Genomic DNA, 18,701 nt, shown 5'->3' with positions numbered 1-18,701 from the left:
TTACTTATCTGCCTTCTCGGTAACCTTCAATATCTTTCCTAGTTCCTCCTCACGCATGTTAAAGACTGCTTCAGCTATCGCTTTAATGTAAGCATCGCTTGGAGTGGCTTTAGGGAACCCTATTCTAAGGGCGAGGGCTCTCTTAAGGGCCTCCTTATACTCTCTAGACTTAACTTCCCCTTTGTATATGGCTTCAGCCACCTTGAAGCCTACGAAGAATCTCGCATAGTTTCTTATGGTCTTCTCATCTTCAGGGAAAGTTTCCAGAGCTTTATGAAGTATTCTCGAGAATTCATCTTCACCTATAAACCCGAGAACTAGCTTGGTCATCGGTATCCTCAAGAGTCTTGCTATCATGTTGCTATCGATAACACCTGAGGGTGAAATAGATTTAATTTTCTCTCTAGCTTCATCAAACCTATTCTGCAGGATGAGGTTCAGGGCTTCCTCCAGTGTCTCCTCAATGTAGAATACTTTCGTGGAGAGCGAGGGGTAGTCGTTTAGAACGCCTAGCCCATATTTGCTGATCACGTAGAGTGTAGTAAGCTCCTTATCGTATATGTCAGGGGGCAGGGCTGTGCCTCTAATGGGATTTAATCCAGCTTTCTCGTATGCACGCCTTAAGAGTTCTACTAATTCACTCCTATTTAATTCACCAGGCTTTTTCACTGCTTCACTTAGAATTGAGATGGCTACCTGAATCCTCTTCTTATGTGGCTGTCTCACGCTTCTCACCTTGTATGCGTGATAGCTCTCTGAGTAGAAGCCTTTTGACCCTGATATCCAGGCTTGCTATACCCGAGTATACTCTCACCCTGCTATAATCTTTTTTGATAATAATCTTTACGCGGGATACACCTGAAGGATTACTACCTAAGTTAATGTAGACTTGAAACTCGCTTCTCCCTTCTCTTATCTCCTTAACTCTAACTTCCCCTAGATCTCGCTTTAATATGCTTGCAAGCTTTACTAGGATCTCCGCGATATCTTTTCTCGTCAGCAAAAGCTACTCCCTCCTCTCCCATGATTTACTAAGCTTTACGAGCCCTAACGCTTCAGCTATCTCAAGGTACCAGGCGACCACCTCTCTTAGGAGAGCTTTAACAGCTTCACTGCAAGCGGGTTTAACACCATATACCGAGTCGTATGCTTTCACCGCTATCGTGCAGTCTACTTTCCCTGCTAAGCTCTCCTCTAGCTTCTCAAGTATCTCGATGAAGGTTTTTGAATCCCTGCTTACAAGCACGCTGATTTCCTCTAGGATCCCTCTTGTAGGGAGGAGCTCAGCGCACTCTGGACTTTTCTTCTCGGAGCTGCAGATCTCGAAGTATTTAACTAGGAGGGGGTATCCACCCAGTATTTTACCACTCGCTAGAAAAGGTTTCTCTCTCAATTTACCATCCTTAGGTTACCAGGCTTGCTAGAAGATTCTTAAAGTAGTCTCTGTGCTTTCCATCAAGAGCATTGTAGAGTGCTCTAATTGATTCGAATAGATCACTTATGAGCATTCTTATAGCTTCATCCATCTCGTAGGGTGCTAGGTTTTCGAGGACTCTCTGGAGAACCTCGTCGCTGGGGTAAGCTACTTTCTTAACGTACTTTCTTATAGCTGTTGGAGATATACCTAGATCCCTTGATAGCTCTGTTACACTCCTAGTTGACAGCATTAGCTCTATTAGCCTAGCACGCGTATCCTTACTGACCCAGTGTAAGTTTATATCCCAGATTCTCGTGGATCCAGTGGTGTCTGAGTGCATCAGTAACACCCCGTGTAAACATGCATAAAACTCAGCTGAGCCGAATATAATGTAGTAGCAGTATAAAAGGTTTAGGTGTTCTAGTTGAGGCAGCGCAGCCTAGTGTTTGATGGCGGCGTGAGGATTGTTGACACCCCGTTCGTGAAGATTGAGCAAGGTAGTATTCTAGCGAAGACTGTATACGTTTACATAGGCCAGCTGGAGGAGAGTATTCTCAATAATACCCTACCACTACCTGGAAGAGTAGTCTTAGGTTCTACAGGTGTTGTTAAAGCTATTGAATCCATTGGTGTCGAAGGCTTCGTGGGAAGCTATCTTATTGTGTCACCTATAAGCCGTCATAACGTGTTAGCATATAATGCGGATGGACTACTAACCAGCTACACAGCGATTAAACCCGAGTACATTCTAGAAGAGCACTTAGAAGCCAATCCCTTCATGGCTATTAAGCCTCTCGTCGCGCACGGTGTGGAACTGGGTTCCGAGGCCGGTGGAGTAGTAGTGGTTTCAGGCTGTGGTGTTACAGCTCTCTCCTCAGCGCTAACTGTTCTCAGGGAGGGTTTAGGAGAACCAATCCTATACTGTGAGGGGTATTCTAAACCAGCTCTCCAGCTAGGCTTAAACACAGTTAAGCATGTAAGCAATCTCCCTGAGAGAGTTGATGTCCTCGTGCTCACTGAACCCGGCGTTAGCGTTAACTATAAGCTATTAAAACTCCTCCATCCACGTAGGATAGTAGTCTCTCCTCTCTCATTCACTGCATGGATCCCAGTAGACCCCGGAGTCGAGAAAATTGAAGTAGTCTACAAGGATAGAGTTAGAGTTGTAAAACCTCAGCTAACTGAAGTACTGGTGCGTGAGATAGCGAGAAATATAAGAGTCGTTAAAATTGATGATGTAGAAAAAGCTATTGGACTACTACCTCCTCGTGGACTTGGATTCATAGTCTCACTCGAATAACAGGCTAGATTAATAGTCTAGGCTTTAGGCCTCCTTGATCAACCTAGCTAGTCTTTCAATCCCCTCTCTAATCTGCTCATGTGAAGGGTAGCTGAAGTTGAGCCTCATACTGTTTACTCCATCACCCTCAGGGTGGAAGCTTCCTCCTGGGACATATGCAATCTTGTATTCTCTTACAGCTTTCTCTAGAAGTAAGCCGGCATCGAATCTATCCTTGTAGACGTATGTGAAGATGAAGAGTCCTCCTATGGGCCTACTATACCACGTGTAATCAGGGAAGTTTTCTTCAATTGCCTTCAGCATTGTATCTCTTTTAGCCTTGTAGTGTGGTACTGCCCTGGCTATTACTCTCTCTACTATACCTGTCTTGATAGCCTCAGCTACTATGAACTGGTTTAGGGTTGGAGAGTGTAAATCCACGTACTGCTTAACGATCTCTAATTTCCTCGTGAGCTCTCCTTCAGCTACTATCCACCCGATTCTCAAGCCGGGGGCTAGTATCTTGCTTACAGTACTCAAATATATTACTCTCCCCTCGGCATCCATGCTTTTAAGAGATGAGGTTTCAGCTCCCTCCTCGTATATTATATAGCTGTAGGGGTCGTCCTCCACGATTAGCAAGTCGTATTTCGACGCTATTTCTAGTAGATGCTTTTTTCTATCCTTAGTCATAGTTGTACCAGCTGGGTTCTGCCCAACGGGAATCACGTACACGAACTTGACTCTCCTTGCCTCATCACCTAGAGCTCTCAGCTTCTCTTCAAGTATATCTGTTCTCATGCCGTGCTCATCTATTTTAACACCCATTAGCCTTGCTCCATTCGCTTTAAATGCTCCTAGTGCTGCCAGATATGAGGGGCTCTCTGTTATAACTATGTCGCCTGGGTTGAGGAGAGTCCTTGATATGATATCCAGGCCTGACTGGCTGCCAGCTGTTATAATAATGTTCTCAGCGTCTGCTATAATACCTCTCTTCCTCGCTAGAAAATCACTTAGAGTCTCGCGAACCTCTATAATCCCTTTTGTCTCACTGTACTGTAAAGCATAATCACCATACTTCTCGATAACCATGCTTGCAATCCTAGCTAGCTCTTCACGGGGAAAGAGAACTGGGTCGGGTATTCCTCCAGCTAAGCTTATAACATCCTTTCTTCCTCTGATTAATGCTAGTAGCTCGCGTATCTCGGAGGCTTTAATGCTCTTAGCTGTATTACTTAAGAACCGGGAGTAGTCCACTATGTTCCACCCGGGGTAACGTGTATATGTATATACGGTATATAAAGCTTTATATATAGGTGAAGGCTCGCATTGGAGTATAATACTGTATATAAGAATCCACTTAAGGTTAAAGCTAGAGTAGCCTACGTCTACCCGAGTACTTATAGAGTGATGATTTCAAGTCTGGCAGCCGACATAATATATATGATCTCTAATAGCATGGATGAAGTTTACATGGAGAGATTTACGTGCAAGAAGCTTAGCGGCATGGAGCCGGAGCCTAGGAGTCTTGAAACAGGCACACCCTTAAAGAACTTTAATCTAATTGTGACCACGCTGCACTACGAGCCTGATATAGTCAACTTAGTAAGACTACTTGCAGCTGGAGGAGTACCAGTGAGAAGGCTAGAGCGCAATATACCTGTGATTGCTGGAGGACCAGTAGTCATGGAGAACCCAGTCCCCTATAGCGGGGTAATCGATGCCTTCATAATAGGTGAAGCCGAGGCAACTCTTGAAGCTGTCTTATCCAAGTGGCTTGAAACCATGGAGAAGAAAAGCTTCCTCGAAGCTATCTCCGAGCTTCCATACGTCTACGTACCTGGATTAAATGACGGTGATAGAGTATTTAGAAGATACGTGGAGAACCTCGATGATGCACCCCACCCTATACACCAGGTTGAAAACCCAGAGGTTGAACCCGTGTATGGTGGTGGATTCAAGCTTGAAGTTAGCAGAGGCTGCAGGTACTGGTGTAGCTTCTGCATGGAAACCAGGGTCTTCCAGCCTTTCAGGGAGCGAAGTCTCCCCGTGCTCAAAAGTATTGTGAGCAAGGGGGTTTCAGAGAGTATATGGGGGAAGAGAGTTGTCTTATATAGCCTATCCTTCCCTGTCTCGCGAACTCACGTGAAGCTCCTTGAGTATCTTAGAGATGAAGGCGTGAAGGCCTCACTACCTTCAATGAGGCTCTCAGCGCTGAGTGATGAAGTCTTAGAGCTGGCACGCGAGATCGGCCAGCGGACGCTTACATTAGCCCCCGAAACCTTCTCGCTGAGGCTTCAGAGAGTATTCTTCAAGTACCCTGATCTAGGATCAAGGATTGTAGATGTAGTTAAGCGTGTACTGGAGAAGGGGTTTAACGTCAAGCTCTACTTGATATACGGGGTTAAAGGTGAGCGCCTCGAGGAGGTGCAGGCTAACATCAAGATTTTAAGGGAGCTAGGGGGCTTCGCTAGAAAGCATAATAGGAGTCTTGCTGTATCCTTAAATCCTTTGATACCGAAGCCTCACACAATATTCCAGTGGATTGGCATGGAGAGAACTGAGAGACTTAAAAGCGTGTTAGGCTTGTATAGGAGAGAGTTAAAGGGGCTCATCGAATCCAGGCCATATGATATAGAGTGGGGATTTATTCAAGCTCTCATAGCTTTATCGGGCAAGCCTCTCGATGATCTAATACTAAAGGTAGCTTTCAGGGGAGGGGGGCTTGCATCCTGGAGGAGGGCTCTACGTGAAGCACGAGAGGATTACACCCGAGTGTTAGAAGGCTACGAGTTCGGTGGTAGACTACCATGGGATTTCATAGTACTCGATGGTATCTCTAGAAGAATTGCTGAAAGCCAGTACGAAGTCTACTTAAAGCTGAGTAATGACAGCCGTCCTCTCCAGTAAATTCCAGTAGCTCCTAGGTATAACTAGAGAATAAGGAAAGCAAGGATTTATGGTTAAGCGACTTTTATTACACTGCCATGTGGAGGCTTAAACTACTGTTTTAGTGCCGGCCTCATTGATACACCGTAGTGTATGAGCCCGGCGTTTCCTCCCTCAGATATCCTCCTTAAGACTGGTTCAAGTAGTAGTCCCGGCTTTAACTCGTCTAATAGTATATCGGTGAGCGGGGCAGTTATTCTAGCTTTACTGTTAATAGTCTCCACGATGCCTATTACTACTGGCTTCTTCTCCTCGAAGCCATCCATCGTACTGTATATTACAGTCCATGTCACCAGTCTAGCCTTCTCGTTTATTAGTTCTACGTACTCGATGTTTTCTGACCCGCAGAATCTACACGTGCTTGAGGCTGGATAGCCTACTCTCCCGCAGTCCCTGCACCTGGTGGCTTTAAGCCTATACCTCTCGATCCTGGTTCTCCATGAAGGCGGGATTCTAGGCTCTGATGCACCTGTATTTATTCTCTCGATGAGCCTCCTGAACCTAGCGTATACTGCGTAGTCCACATAGCTTTTTCTCGAGAGGTAGTCGTCTACTGTTGGCGCTAGACTCTGCTTCTCAACTACTCTATCTGTTACTACTATGCTGTACGCGTCGCTTCCAGCACCGCTACCGAATGGTGCTAGTAGTATTCTCTCCCCTGGCTTCGCTTTATCAAGTACTCTTGAGAGACCTATTAGAGCTGACGAATTATAGCTGTTGCCTATGTAAGGGGTTACAAGGCCTGGTAGAACCTTCTCCTTAGGTATCCCGAGGACTCTAGCTACTCTAATAGGGAATGTACCGTTAGGCTGGTGAAATATCGCGTAATCGAAGTCCCCTGGCTTTAAACCAGTCTTCTCGAAGAGGGCTTTTACAGCTCCCACTATGTGGTGGAAGTATGCTGGCTCACCTGTGAAGGCTTCACCGTGAAGCGGGAAGCGCTTGGTATCCCTCCGCCAGAAGTCAGGGGTGTCTGTAACGAACGAGGTACTCGCCTCGAAGTATGCTGCTGCCTCCTCTCGAGGCCCCGTCACTATTGCTGTAGCAGCGGATGATGCAGTGAACTCTAAGACGTCGCCGGGGTTGGCTTGAGCTGTATCGCTACCTATAATTAGAGCATACTTTATTAACCCTGAGGCGATCGAGCCAATGCTTATCCTGAGAGCTTCGCTAGCCGCTCTGCAGGCGAACTCTAGGTCTGATGCCATTGTATTGGGTGTTATGCCTAGTGCTTCAGCTATAATAGTTGCTGAAGGCTTGACAGCATACGGCTTACTCTCGGTTCCAAACCACACTGCTCCTATTCTACTAGGATCCACGCCAGCTCTTCTCAAAGCGTTTCTGGCAGCCTCCCACCCCATGGTGACGGAGTCTTCATCAGGGCCTGCAACACTCTTCTCTGATACAGCTAGGGACTCCGGCTCATGAGGGTTGAAGCCCCATACTCTGACTATCTCGCTCACCGACATTCTCCACCTGGGTATGTAGGAGCCCCATCCAATAATGCCGACCTTCTCCTCGGGTAGCATGCTGAAACACCTAGCCTGTGAATTAAGGTGTCTTCGAGCTAAAATGCTTTCCTATGCTATTTTCTAGCGTAGAGCCAGCATTTAACGTAGTGGCCTGGCTCTACTTCAACCATAGGCGGCTCCTTCACTGTACAGTACTCTCTTAGCTCGGGCTTCCCGTCCAGTGCAACGCATCTCGGGTGGAATCTACACCCTTTTGGAACGTTTATTGGAGAGGGTACTTCACCTTTGATGGGGATCTCCTTGATTACTAGTCTTCGAGATGGATCGGGTTCTGGGACAGCTTCAAGCAGAGCTTTAGTGTAGGGGTGCAGCGGGTTCCTGATGACTTTCTCGGTGTCACCGAACTCTACGATCTGCCCGAGGTACATTACTGCTAGCTTATTGGATATGTATCTTGCTATAGCTAGATCGTGGGTTATGAATAAGTATGTTAACCCAAGCTTCTCCTTCAATTCAAGCATCAACTGGAGTATCTCGGCTCTAATAGAGACATCCAGCATTGAGACAGGCTCGTCTGCTACAACGAAACTCGGGTTTAATATGAGGGCTCTCGCTATCACTACCCTCTGCCTCTGACCGCCTGACAGCATGTGCGGGTATCTATCAACGTAGTCTTCGGGCGGGGTTAGCTTGACTGATTCGAGAGCTTTTGCAACAATATCGTATCTATCCTCGCGGCTTAAACCTATGTTGTGTATTGCTAGAGGCTCCTCTAGAATCTCATATATAGTTCTCCTCGGGTTAAGGCTTCCGTATGGATCCTGCCATATCATCTGCATGTCTTTCCTGAGAGGCTTCAGCGACTTCTCATCGAGGGATGCAATATCTATATGGCCATGCTCGCTTACAGTTTTTATTGAACCTGTTTTTTCTAACTCCTCGATCACACTCTTTGAGGGTAGATACCCTATTACTCCCTCTGTAGGGTCTACGAGTCTTAATATAGCTTTACCGGTTGTCGTCTTACCACATCCTGATTCACCGGCTAGCGTGAAAACTTCTCCCTTACGCACCTCGAAGGATACTCCATCTACAGCTTTAACGTATAGTGGGGGTCTTCTAAACAGTACATCTGTTAAGCCTCTCCTCACTGGGAAGTATACTTTCAAGTTTTTAACGAAGAGAATAGTTTGCGGGGATATTACAGGCTCGTATCCACCTTGACTCATAGTCTATCACCTCTTAGCGTAGAGCCAGCATTTAACGTAGTGGCCTGGCTCCACCTCGATTACAGGAGGCTTCTCACCACACTTCTCGAAAACCCTCGGGCATCTAGGAGCAAACCTGCAGCCGGGTGGCGGGTTAGCTAAGTCTGGTGGGAAGCCTGGAATCCACGTTAAATCCTTCAGCTCTCCGCGTAGCCTGGGTATACTGCCCAGTAATCCTATAGTGTAGGGGTGTAACGGGTTGTTGAATACAGCTTCACTCGGCCCGTACTCCACGATTTCCCCTCCATACATTACTGCTATCTTATCAGCTACCTCTGCTATAATGCTTAAGTCGTGCGATATGAATATTATGGAGATACCTAGCTCTTTCTTAAGCCTCTTCAAGAGGTTTATTATCTGGGCTTGGACAACTACGTCAAGGGCTGTTGTAGGCTCGTCTGCGATCACTACAGGTGGATTCAGTAGGAGAGCCATGGCTATTACAATACGCTGCTTCATGCCGCCGCTTAACTCGTGAGGATAGCTCTTCAGTCTTCTACGGTCTATGCCAACCAGCTCGAGCATCTTACCGGCTGCCTCTAATGCTTCACTCTTAGTGTAACCCTGGTGTATCATTAGGACTTCAGCCATTTGATCGCCTATCGTGTAGACTGGGTTTAAAGCGTTCATTGCACCCTGGAATATCATGGATATACCCTTCCATCTAACATCTCGTCTAAACTCTTCTTCACTCATCTCGAGGATATTCTTACCTCTGAAGAATACCTGGCCTCCAACTATTCTTCCTGGGGGAGGCACCAGCCTGATCAACGAGTATGCTAGAGTACTCTTCCCGCAGCCTGATTCACCAGCTATTCCTAAGCTTTCACCCTTACCCAGCGTGAATGATACATCGTCGACAGCTCTTACTACGCCTCTACCAGTGTAAAAATACGTTTTCAAGCCTTTTACATCTAATACCAGTTCGCTCAACCATCATGCACCTGCAGTACGCCTGATTCTCGGGCGTTAATGTATATACTTTGCTTCAGGTATTAAAATAAATTACGAGTAGTAGAGTTTTTGAAGCCCTGGTGGCTCCAGGTGAGAGGAGTTTTAAGTGTAATTGGGCGGTTCCCTGATGGAAGAGTAATCTACATGGTTCCCGGGAGTTTCCCTGCATTCGGCTACATAGCTTTTGGTGTAATAGATAGAGGCACTAATGTCCTGCAGGCCAGGCCTACGACACTCTGCCCCCAGAGGTGTGCTTTCTGCAGTGTTGATGCAGGACTTGAATCATCCAGCAGGTGGGCAGAGTTCCTTGTCGAGCCGGAGCTTATTGTTAGAGGAGTGGAGGAGGCTGTAAGAGTTAAAGGAGGAGGTATTGAAGTACTCTTAGACTCCATGGGCGACGTGTTAACATATCCCTGGCTTGTTAACCTAGTAGAGGAGTTAAAAGGAGTTCCTGGGGTATCGAGTGTAGCACTAGAGACCCACGGCCTGCTTCTCTCAAAGACGCTTATAGATAGACTGAATAATGCTGGACTAGATAGAATAAACTTGAGTATAGACACGGTGAGCGATGAGAAAGCCTACTACTTGTATGGTACAAGATACTATAGTGTCAGCAGGATCATGAAGCTCGCTGAATACATTGCAAGGGAAACAAGTATAGACCTCCACGTGACCCCCTTATGGCTACCTGGCGTTAACGACGATGATGTAACCGAGCTCGTAAAATGGGCTGTGCAAATTGGTGCAGGGAAGAAGTGGCCTCCCGTCACTATTCAAAAGTATGTGAGGCATAAGAGAGGGAGGAAGCTAGAGGGTGTTAGAGAGGTATCATGGAGGGAGTTCTGGGCGTGGATTAGCAGAGTTGAAGAGGAGACAGGCTTAAAGCTCCACTGGACGATGGAGGAGTGGGGGATGAGGTATACAAAGCGCCTGGCTCTTCCAGCTAGAAGAGGAGACAGGATTACCGTGGAGGTCGCGGGTAGAGGGCTTTTTAAAGGAGAGTATCTTGGAGTAGCCGAGAAGAAGGGTACGAGTTTTCTCGTAGCAGTGTTCCCTGGAAGACGGCTGTTAAAACCTGGAAGCATGGTGACTGTAGAGGTAATCGAGGATAGAGATGGGCTGATAACAGGAAGGGCTCTCAACGATTAAAATATGATTGTTAAATAAATGGAAAAAATGAAAAGATTACTCTACATGGTTCTCAAGCGCGGCTCTACGATTCTCTCAACAGCTAGACCGAGTAGCACGAATGTAAGGGATGTTATTGATAATAGTAAGCCTGGTGGTATTATCCACCACCACGCTGAGTACCCGGCTATACCTGCAGTCCTGGCTTCAGCTAGCACTGCACCCCATGTTGGCCAGCCGTGCCTGAGCCCTAATACACTTAACCCTGCTTCAGTGAGTATAGCGCCTGGAACGTTAAATACTAGTGTAGCTACAGCGTACATCATTACCTGCGGGAATATGTGGTGGAATATTATCCGCTTGTTGGAAGCCCCCATTGCTCTAGCAGCTTCAACATAGGGTTCCTCCTTTATGCTGAGGGTCATTGAGCGTACTACTATTGCAAGGCCAGTCCAGCTGAATATTATCAGTATTATGACGTAGAGCATTATTATGTAGAATGACTTCTGGGCTCCAGGAGGCAGTGTCTTCTGAGCTGTACTCCCAATAATTATCATTAACGGTAGGAATGGAATATTATTCAGCACGTCAACTGTTCTCTGGATTGCTTCATCAATCCATCCACCGTAGTAGCCACTAGTGATGCCAGCTATAACCCCTATAAGCGTTGAGGAGACAGAAGCTACTAAGCCTATTAGCAGGGCTATCGGGAAGCCATAGTATAGTAGTGTAGCTAGATCCATACCGTTGTTTATTGTGCCTAGAATACCTGAAGCTGTGCCTTTCACAACAAACTTAGCTTGCTTTACAAGTGATTCAGCGTTCAATGGGAGCTCTGTAACATTCGTGTAAGTCACATTTAATTCAAAGACGTAATTCCCAGTTAGTACTCCGAATACTGGATCCACGTTTATAAAGGAGACAGTTGTCTTCATGTTAGAGACCTGTTTATCCACGTAGCTCAGTAAGTCGTTTATTCTAGCTGACGCCTCAGGGGGAACATCCTCTAGCATGGAATACTTGTATGCTTCTTTGAGAAGTTGAATACTGTTTCTCAGCGTCTCGTAGACTTCACTAAACGTTACCTTATCAATATTGCTTACCAGGTAGGTTATATTAGACTCCACGTAAGCTACCGGCTGTAGAACTTTGCTTGGAGCATTAATGCCTTCAAGGTATTTTCTAAGAGCTATAACTCCGTTTAGAATTGTTCCAAGGGTTTCATTTACCGCGCCAGTATTTCTGCTCACCCATCTACTAATATCAACTGGCTCCTGGAATACTGAGAGGACTATCGTGGGTTGCACTATCTTCTTGCTGACAGCATCCAGCAGCTTTGAATTAGAGAGAGCGATTATCTCTTCATTTTCACCTGTTATGCTCTCGGATACTGTCACATTGTATTCTTCTAGAAGCTTAATTACAAATGCATTGAATTTCTGGCTTACTATATCTGCTGGATTAGTCTTATAGGAGACTAGAGTCTCATTGCTCTGAGCAGCCAGCTGTACATCCCATAAAACCACGTTTATACCGTCGGGTCTCTTAACGCCTACTGTAACCTGTGGTGCCCTACCCTCTAGGGTCTTTGCTTCAACAGCAAGATAGTAGTCTTGGGGGAGTACTGGGTTATCAAGTGTGTACTGGAATCTATAGGTTAGTACTAGTATTCCGGTAGATGGATCCCACTGCGGTCTTATATCAGGCTTTGTTTTCACGTCTATAACACTTGGAGCTATCTTCTCACCAAGGTATTTAACCCATGAAGGCGGTGCTATAATCGGGTTATCCTCCCAGTATGCCGCGCTCTGCCATGACTCTAGGAAGCCTGGTGGCATTGTGAGTGCTGCTGATATCGATATTAAGGTTAAGACGATGATTAGTATTAACGCTATCTTACCAGTGGTCATGCTCCATATCTCTTTCAACACGTTCTTAAAGGGTTTTAGGATCTTCAAGCGAATTTTATCCATTGTTGACAACTCTCTAGCGCTCTTCATGCCTCTCACCTACCTTACTCTGACCCTGGGGTCTACCAGTATGTATAGTATTTCGAGGATGAATCTAGCTATTAAGTATACACCTACGTAGACGACGAACAATGCTGTAATAGTGAGGGCGTCACCTGATATTATTGCAGCATAGTATAGCGTGCCCATCCCCGGCCAATCGAAGACTGACTCAGTGATTATCATGCCGCCGAGCGTCCCTGCTAATGCTAGGATCACGTTTGTTAGTATCGGTACAAGAGAAGGCCTCATAACATACTTCCTCGTTATATCCTTCTCGGATAACCCCTTTGCTTTTGCAACCATCACGTAATCCTCTCTTACCACCCTTAGAAGCATAGCTCTAATCCCGTAGAGCCAGCTACCTAAGGCTATTATTATGAATACTATGAGAGGGGGCGTGATATACCATAATACCATAAGGAAGTTCTGGGATGGATTAGACCAGAAGTTGTTTAGGTACGTTGTCACCCCTCTAAGGCTTGTCGGGAACCATCCAAGCTGGTAGCCGAATACTCTTATAAATAGCATTGCAAGCCACCATAATGGTACAGCACTTGATAAAGCTGCGTAGGCTACTATACTTCTATCAATGAGAGTTCCATGCCTGTACGCTATCCGAGGGCCTAGTACTAATGCTATGGCTATAACTATTAGCTCACCGACTGTGACAACTATGATGGTTCTTGGTAGAACCATCGAGATAATGTATGCTATGTCGGCAGGCGGCATAGTGGGTACAACTCCTGCAACCATGTTATCTGTTGTCTTACCAAAGTTCAGTGTTAGCGCTCTCCACACGAGCAGCCACATGCGCTCGTATGCTGGTTTATCCAGCCCGTACTCCTTCATGAGCTGGAGGGTCCGGTTCTCCTTGAACTGCTGCACGTAGGCTGGGTCGATTTTACCGCCACCACTTCTTACTAGTGCTTCCACCTCAGCTCTAACCTGCTCTCTAATCATTGCCTGGTATATGTCTGAAGCATACCCTGAGAGCTCTAGTATAGCTGCTATAACAATAATTATAGCAATATATGAGGCTAGAAGTATTAGTCCACGCCTAGCTATATAGCGGCCGGCACCAGGCATTAAACCACCATTAAACCTTAAACTAATTGGACACCTATAAATATCTTATTAAATTTGATGTAGCCCGGGATTAACTCAAGTCTAATCCTAGAGGATTGAGGTGCTCTCCGAGAAAAGTTTTAAGGTTTAAGAGGAAAAATAAGTTTTAGAGGGTTAAGCCTTAGGCTTTCTAATTAATGCTACTATTGCTAGTATTATTGCTACCAGTGTTAACACTATGTTCACTATAACGTAGGTCTGGAGAGTGCTGACAGCATTCTGTGTATCGCTGACACTACTCTTGAGGCTTGCTACCTCCTGTGAAAGTGTTGCTACATCACCGCGGACGCTTTGCAGCTGTGTTGATACCTGCCCTGTTATAGTTGAGACGGCATTCTGGAGTGATGTACTGTACTGGTCTGATGTTATACTATTATATGTTGTAATGAGCTCTACTAGAGCTGTAGCAGTGTCTGCTAGAGCAGACCCTAACTGCTTCCTCAGCGTATCTAAGTCGGGTGTTAACTGTCCTTCAAGCTGTGATAATATGTAGTCTATCTGGCGGAGCGTGGCGTTCCTGACCTCACCTAGCACCTCGCTTAGAGGCTTCTGCTTAGCTTCAATTCTCGCAGCCTCTGATATTGAAGCTACACTGATAACCTGCTTGGAGATTGTTGGTACAGCTATTTCTTCAGATGTACCTATGAGTAGCAGCGTGTACCTGCCTCCATAAACCATGTTCTTAGTTAGCTCGGGGCTCAATGATACGCTGAATGTGTCTTCAGATACTTTTACGCCGCTTCCAGTAGCTATTATAGCACCCGCTGGGTCTTTTACAATGTACTTCAGCGAGAACGGTGGAATACCTGATAGTTTAACAGTTATATTTGCTGGCAGGCCTGGCACTATCTTACCGGGCACCTCTGGTGCTGGTGTCTCAAGTGATACTGATACTATTGATGTTAAGACGGGCTCACCGAAGTACCAGTCTCCCTTCTTGAACGGATATGATGGATCTCTGAACGCCTCGAGCACTAGTATCTGGTTCTGGGTATCTAGTGTTGTCAGCATGAATGGACCGTAGCTTATCCACGCGAGGTTATACTTGGCAATCCATTGTATATCAGCGTTTATTCTAGCCTGCCATTCATCCCATGATAGTAGTCCATTAGCATACTTGTTCACCCAGTTGAATGCTGTCTCATTATTCCGCCAGTTCTTTAAGGTCTCGTTTACTTTGGTCACATGCTCTGGCCATACAAGGCTGAACCAAGAGTACCCCTTCCTCTGGTATAGCACGTAGTTTGTTTCAGCTCTCCTGTTAAGGGCTAGATCGAATGTTACCGCGTGTATTTCAACCGGGTTAACCGGGCTGAAGGATGCCCATGAAGCAATATAGTTCTCATCGAAGTGCCAGTAGTCTACATACACTGTCACCCTCTTCTTCTCAGGATCGAATACGAAGCCTTTGACCGTGTCAGCCCACGGCTTAGCCTGGCTGGATAACCGTGGCTCCAGCGAGCTGTAGACTGGATCGTATACTAAGTCGAATAGGAATGCTAGGTAACCTACTACATCAGCGAATGTTATAGTTATCCCGTTGTGGAACTTTGTGCCTACGAGCTTACTGAAGTCGAAGACAACACGGCTTTTAGCCTTGGTTCCAGGAGCCACGTTAACCCACTTCTTGGCGTTGACATCCCATATTACTGCATTCGAGGGGACGTCTAGTTCTCCCTTAGGGCCAGCTGTCTCTACAGCATAGGGTGTCCTAAATGGTATTGGCTCACCGTTGAATGGGTGAGCCCACACCGAGGGATCGTATGTTACTCCAGCGAAGTCAGCACTGTAGACGTCTGAGAATCCACCCCACCAGTTCCAAGCGCTAGATGCAGTCCAGACGTAGAGGTGGCCTACTTTCAGCTCGCTCTTGCCTTCAACGTACATCTCACGGAGGTTCCATATACCTCTTAACCCAGCACCTAAATCTAAGGTTACACCCTTGACGTCTGTTCTTACAGGCCAGGCGTCTAGCCTAGTGGCAACCCATATTCTAATAGAATCATCTATACAGAGCTCTGTTGCATTCCTGTATAGTTCATCCCTCTCTGCTTTACTAGTATAGTTGCCGTTGTAAATCCTCAGGGTTAAGTCATCTATCTTATCATTCCTGTAGTTCCAGAATGCTGGCTCCTGCCATCCAGGCATGTTTCCGAACCATGGAGCACAGAACTGGGCTATTGCAGCTGAGTCGTAGCGGTTTATGCCGCCTTTACCCCATCCAGCAGTATATATGTGCCACTGGAATTCAGCTGGGTCTGTTCCATAGATTACGTCTATAGCCTGAGCGAAAGGCATCTCTATGTCATCTACAGTGAAGCCTAGCTTCTTGAGCTCTGCTGAGAACAGGTAGCCTATATCCCTCCTTTCGTCTTCAGGCCTTATTATGAATTTTAATGTTATAGGTGAACCCTCGTAAGTCCACTTCCCACCCACCTTTACTGCGCCAATCTTAGTTAGGATGTCTGTTACAACAGCGTTAACGTAGTCAGGGTTGTACGTGAACTCGTATTTTGCTACTATATCGGCTATTAAAGCGTAGTCAGGGTCGTACTGGCTTAGGAATGTGTACATTGGGACTGCGAACCCTCTCATTATAGTGCTGGTTACAGTGGCTCTATCAATCAAGTAGTTGAGGGCGAATCTTATCTGCTTGAATGCTAATGGGTTAACACCTTTACCTGGGTATGCTCCCAGCTCTACTATAGTATTGCCATCACTATAGTATATGTTGACTATCGCTACCTCTGGTACTCCTAGTCTAGCTGCAGCCTCACTTAACGTGAGGTTACCTTTAAAGACTTCTACGTGCACTGGGGCGGGGTTTAGCGTGAGCTCTATTAAGCCGGCTGGAGCTGTGTAGAGTTTTATGCCCGGCATACCCTGGAGTACTGCTGCTTGAACAGGCCTCACGGAGAATAGGTACGCGTATATATCGCCAGTTGATAGGGCGTCAGGTACCTCCTCTATAGTCTTTCTCACCGCTATTATTTTATCGGATGCCGGCCCGGGTTTAACCTCCTGGGCTTCTACTACTGTTAGAAGGGGTATGAATACTATTGAGGCTAGTATCATGGCTAACGCTAATAGTGGTATATACCTAGACAACTACACTCACCCGTTTATATTTAGTGAGCTTCTCCTGGTATATAAATCTTTAATATCATAATTTCAATAGCCTCTAGGTTAACACGTGGTGTAGGGGTTTGAGGTTCAGGTTGCTGCTTACCCTCGGCTTAATGCTACTCGCTTTATCGATAGTCATCTCATTGATCTCCATGACAGCCTACCCTGTAGAGTATACCTCGCAGGATGTCTACGTGTCTACTAGCGGGGTTGAAGTACCAGCTGTCCTGGGAATCCCAGGGGGTGAAAGTATTCTTGAACCCGTGCTTTCAGCAACTAATATAGGTGAGCAGGCAGTATACATTGAGGTGTTCTCAGTATTCAACGAGTCGGCTCCACTTGGTGGAGTAGTGCAGCCGGGTGAAACAGTTAACTTCACGTTAAACCACATATTCTACTATATTAAGTCGAGTGGTGGTGCAAGGCTCTCGCTGACTCTTAGAGGTTTTAAGATGCCCTTCATAGCTTTATCTATTCTATCACTGATAGCATTTATTGCTGGAACTGTTATCTCAGCTATCTCAGTGTACGCGTGGATACTTGAGAAATCCTTGGGGAGGGCTTCTAAGGCTTCAGCAACTCCTGGTTCCTAACTCCTGGTTTCCCATTCCACGGCTACGGGGTAAGAATCCAGATCACTGTGAGTAGCAGGGATAGGATTGCCGGGATCCCACCGTACTTCACTAGCTGGTGGAGGGCTTGCTCGAGCCTATACCTCCCGTATATGTTTTTAATTGTTGCTACAACCGTGAGGAGTGCTACATACTTTAATACTACGGCTACAACCCCACCTAGTGATTCAGCATTAAATGGAGCTGGTCCTCCGAGAACTATAAAGGTTACCGCTAGTAGTGAGACTGTTAAATCCATATCATGGAGGAGCGTGGCTAGTGCTAGAAGAGGACCTGAGAACTCTGTTTCAAAGCCGGCTATTATCTCCTGCTCGGCTTCAGGTATATTGAATGGCGGGTACATGGCTTTAGCTTGAATAGATGCTAGTAGAGCTATCAGCGAGAATACCAGGATTAGTATTGTAGCAGGGTTAACCCATAGCCTGGGGATCAGCATTGACGCCTCAGCGACTGAGAGTACAGCTGGCTCCTTGAACGTCGCTATATAGCATGGTATGAAGAGACCTGTAAAGTAGACTGGCTCACTGATTGTTAGAATACTGAGGAGTCTTGAGACACCTAGACTAGTATAGGGGCCTGGCATGGATAGCGATGCTATAGTGAGCATGAGTATAGGCATAACACTAGACATGTAGAAGAATACGAGGAAGTCCATCGGGCTCTGAATACTGAGGAACCCTAAGGGGAGTATCAGCATTGATGCAGTAATACTGGCTACCCCGATTAACAGTGAGACCTCTGCTACCCTCTGCATGCTGTACCTCGATTTAACTACTTCTTTAGCCCTCAATAGCTTCCAGAAGTCTGCGAGCGGCTGCAGGATACCGTAGGGTCCAACATACGCTGGCCCCATCCTCCTCTGGTATCTAGCACTGATCTTCCTGACAAGGTACTGAGTGAGGAATGCAAGCATCATTAAAAACAGTAGCCCTGGGTATACTAGCGTGGATAACACGAGTTGCAGCGTGATTAAGGCGTCCATGCTACCACCCTGTAAGCATGAGTATGAGGGCTACTATAGCGAGGAGCACGAGGAGCCCTAGCCACGAGGAGATGAAGTTGAACCAGTCGTGTAAGCTACCGGTTTGAACTCTCTCTGTGAGCACCTTGTACAAGCTGCCTGCAAACCTCTTCATAAAGCTGAAGTAGAGGCTACCAACTCCTGGGGACAACTCACCTACAACATCTTCTCCTTCACCAGACAAGTAGGCTTCACTAACCCTCACCCTCCTAGACTTCAATGTATAGTAGAGAATGCTCAATACTAGCAGGATAACGCCGCTTCCAGCCATGACTAGCGTGGCTGCAAGAGATGGATCCTCGAGGTACAGTATCATTG

At 46.3% G+C, this 18,701-nt stretch carries 17 protein-coding genes and 1 pseudogene; 4 read left to right on the top strand and 14 right to left on the bottom strand.

All coding sequences use genetic code 11. The annotated features are described in order from the left end of the window. The 4 genes from OWQ48_03030 to OWQ48_03015 are packed head-to-tail and all read right to left on the bottom strand — an operon-like array spanning position 1 to position 1,757. The gene (locus OWQ48_03030) at positions 1-726 is read right to left on the bottom strand and encodes a DUF2192 domain-containing protein (GenBank protein ID MCY0868188.1); all 726 of its coding nucleotides are present in this window, start codon (positions 724-726) and stop codon (positions 1-3) included. Continuing rightward, entirely contained in the window at positions 710-1,003 is a 294-nt protein-coding gene (locus OWQ48_03025; GenBank protein MCY0868187.1) for a hypothetical protein, read from the bottom strand. Before OWQ48_03025 ends, OWQ48_03030 begins: the two co-directional genes overlap by 17 nt. A gap of 3 nt (positions 1,004-1,006) precedes the next feature. Further along, positions 1,007-1,393, bottom strand: coding sequence for a hypothetical protein (locus tag OWQ48_03020; protein MCY0868186.1), 387 nt, complete (start codon positions 1,391-1,393; stop codon positions 1,007-1,009). 10 nt (positions 1,394-1,403) lie between these two features. Continuing rightward, entirely contained in the window at positions 1,404-1,757 is a 354-nt protein-coding gene (locus tag OWQ48_03015; GenBank protein ID MCY0868185.1) for a helix-turn-helix domain-containing protein, read from the bottom strand. A gap of 84 nt (positions 1,758-1,841) precedes the next feature. On the opposite strand from OWQ48_03015, the gene OWQ48_03010 reads away from it, so the two are divergent. After that, positions 1,842-2,717 carry a hypothetical protein gene (locus OWQ48_03010; GenBank protein MCY0868184.1) on the top strand — a complete coding sequence of 292 codons (876 nt, stop codon included), beginning with the start codon at positions 1,842-1,844 and terminating at the stop codon, positions 2,715-2,717. Between the two features lie 24 nt (positions 2,718-2,741). Here the strand turns inward: OWQ48_03010 and OWQ48_03005 are convergent, their stop codons facing one another. Then, positions 2,742-3,956 carry a PLP-dependent aminotransferase family protein gene (locus OWQ48_03005; GenBank protein ID MCY0868183.1) on the bottom strand — a complete coding sequence of 405 codons (1,215 nt, stop codon included), beginning with the start codon at positions 3,954-3,956 and terminating at the stop codon, positions 2,742-2,744. Positions 3,957-4,025: 69 nt separating this feature from the next. Between OWQ48_03005 and OWQ48_03000 the strand changes: the two genes are divergently transcribed. Further along, positions 4,026-5,606: a radical SAM protein gene (locus OWQ48_03000; GenBank protein ID MCY0868182.1), complete on the top strand. Its 1,581-nt coding sequence runs from the start codon at positions 4,026-4,028 to the stop codon at positions 5,604-5,606. A 92-nt stretch (positions 5,607-5,698) separates the two neighbouring features. Here OWQ48_03000 and OWQ48_02995 read toward each other — a convergent pair whose 3' ends face one another. The 4 genes and pseudogenes from OWQ48_02995 to OWQ48_02980 all read right to left on the bottom strand — a co-directional run bounded on the left by OWQ48_02995 (position 5,699) and on the right by OWQ48_02980 (position 9,318). After that, positions 5,699-6,097 carry a Zn-ribbon domain-containing OB-fold protein gene (locus tag OWQ48_02995; protein ID MCY0868181.1) on the bottom strand — a complete coding sequence of 133 codons (399 nt, stop codon included), beginning with the start codon at positions 6,095-6,097 and terminating at the stop codon, positions 5,699-5,701. 24 nt (positions 6,098-6,121) lie between these two features. Then, positions 6,122-7,174 (bottom strand): annotated as a pseudogene (locus OWQ48_02990) (hydroxymethylglutaryl-CoA synthase). Positions 7,175-7,230: 56 nt separating this feature from the next. Beyond that, complete coding sequence (locus OWQ48_02985) at positions 7,231-8,346, bottom strand: ABC transporter ATP-binding protein (GenBank protein ID MCY0868180.1); 1,116 nt, start codon at positions 8,344-8,346, stop codon at positions 7,231-7,233. A 6-nt stretch (positions 8,347-8,352) separates the two neighbouring features. Beyond that, positions 8,353-9,318 (bottom strand): ABC transporter ATP-binding protein, encoded by a 966-nt coding sequence (locus tag OWQ48_02980; GenBank protein MCY0868179.1) that lies wholly within the window; start codon positions 9,316-9,318, stop codon positions 8,353-8,355. A 111-nt stretch (positions 9,319-9,429) separates the two neighbouring features. Here OWQ48_02980 and OWQ48_02975 point away from each other — a divergent pair, with 111 nt between their 5' ends. Continuing rightward, a complete protein-coding gene (locus OWQ48_02975; GenBank protein ID MCY0868178.1) occupies positions 9,430-10,488 on the top strand; it encodes a radical SAM protein in 1,059 nt (352 codons plus the stop codon). 41 nt (positions 10,489-10,529) lie between these two features. Here the strand turns inward: OWQ48_02975 and OWQ48_02970 are convergent, their stop codons facing one another. From OWQ48_02970 to OWQ48_02960, 3 genes are all read right to left on the bottom strand, one after another. Beyond that, positions 10,530-12,467 (bottom strand): ABC transporter permease, encoded by a 1,938-nt coding sequence (locus tag OWQ48_02970; protein MCY0868177.1) that lies wholly within the window; start codon positions 12,465-12,467, stop codon positions 10,530-10,532. Between the two features lie 9 nt (positions 12,468-12,476). After that, positions 12,477-13,565: an ABC transporter permease gene (locus OWQ48_02965; GenBank protein MCY0868176.1), complete on the bottom strand. Its 1,089-nt coding sequence runs from the start codon at positions 13,563-13,565 to the stop codon at positions 12,477-12,479. 153 nt (positions 13,566-13,718) lie between these two features. Beyond that, positions 13,719-16,712, bottom strand: a complete 2,994-nt coding sequence (locus OWQ48_02960; GenBank protein ID MCY0868175.1) for an ABC transporter substrate-binding protein — start codon at positions 16,710-16,712, stop codon at positions 13,719-13,721. Positions 16,713-16,810: 98 nt separating this feature from the next. Between OWQ48_02960 and OWQ48_02955 the strand changes: the two genes are divergently transcribed. Continuing rightward, positions 16,811-17,323 (top strand): hypothetical protein, encoded by a 513-nt coding sequence (locus OWQ48_02955; GenBank protein MCY0868174.1) that lies wholly within the window; start codon positions 16,811-16,813, stop codon positions 17,321-17,323. Positions 17,324-17,345: 22 nt separating this feature from the next. On the opposite strand, the gene OWQ48_02950 is transcribed toward OWQ48_02955, so the two are convergent. Both OWQ48_02950 and OWQ48_02945 read right to left on the bottom strand, forming a co-directional pair. After that, positions 17,346-18,344, bottom strand: coding sequence for an NADH-quinone oxidoreductase subunit H (locus tag OWQ48_02950; GenBank protein MCY0868173.1), 999 nt, complete (start codon positions 18,342-18,344; stop codon positions 17,346-17,348). Between the two features lies 1 nt (position 18,345). Then, entirely contained in the window at positions 18,346-18,699 is a 354-nt protein-coding gene (locus OWQ48_02945) for a sodium:proton antiporter (GenBank protein MCY0868172.1), read from the bottom strand. Between the last annotated feature and the right edge of the window lie 2 nt (positions 18,700-18,701).

Origin of the sequence: Desulfurococcus sp. (assembly GCA_026626905.1) — an archaeon.
Taxonomy (GTDB): Archaea; Thermoproteota; Thermoprotei_A; order Sulfolobales; family Desulfurococcaceae; genus Desulfurococcus.
The sequence above is the reverse complement of the archived record's forward strand: the minus strand, read 5'-3'. Positions and strand labels throughout refer to the sequence as shown.

What these genes read in the sequence shown, in the direction of transcription:
- OWQ48_03015 (MCY0868185.1), bottom strand. Translation starts at nt 1,757, where the DNA reads ATGCACTCAGACACCACTGGATCCACGAGAATCTGGGATATAAACTTA.
- OWQ48_02985 (MCY0868180.1), bottom strand. Translation starts at nt 8,346, where the DNA reads ATGAGTCAAGGTGGATACGAGCCTGTAATATCCCCGCAAACTATTCTC.
- OWQ48_02970 (MCY0868177.1), bottom strand. Translation starts at nt 12,467, where the DNA reads ATGAAGAGCGCTAGAGAGTTGTCAACAATGGATAAAATTCGCTTGAAG.
- OWQ48_02965 (MCY0868176.1), bottom strand. Translation starts at nt 13,565, where the DNA reads ATGCCTGGTGCCGGCCGCTATATAGCTAGGCGTGGACTAATACTTCTA.
- OWQ48_02950 (MCY0868173.1), bottom strand. Translation starts at nt 18,344, where the DNA reads ATGGACGCCTTAATCACGCTGCAACTCGTGTTATCCACGCTAGTATAC.
- OWQ48_02945 (MCY0868172.1), bottom strand. Translation starts at nt 18,699, where the DNA reads ATGATACTGTACCTCGAGGATCCATCTCTTGCAGCCACGCTAGTCATG.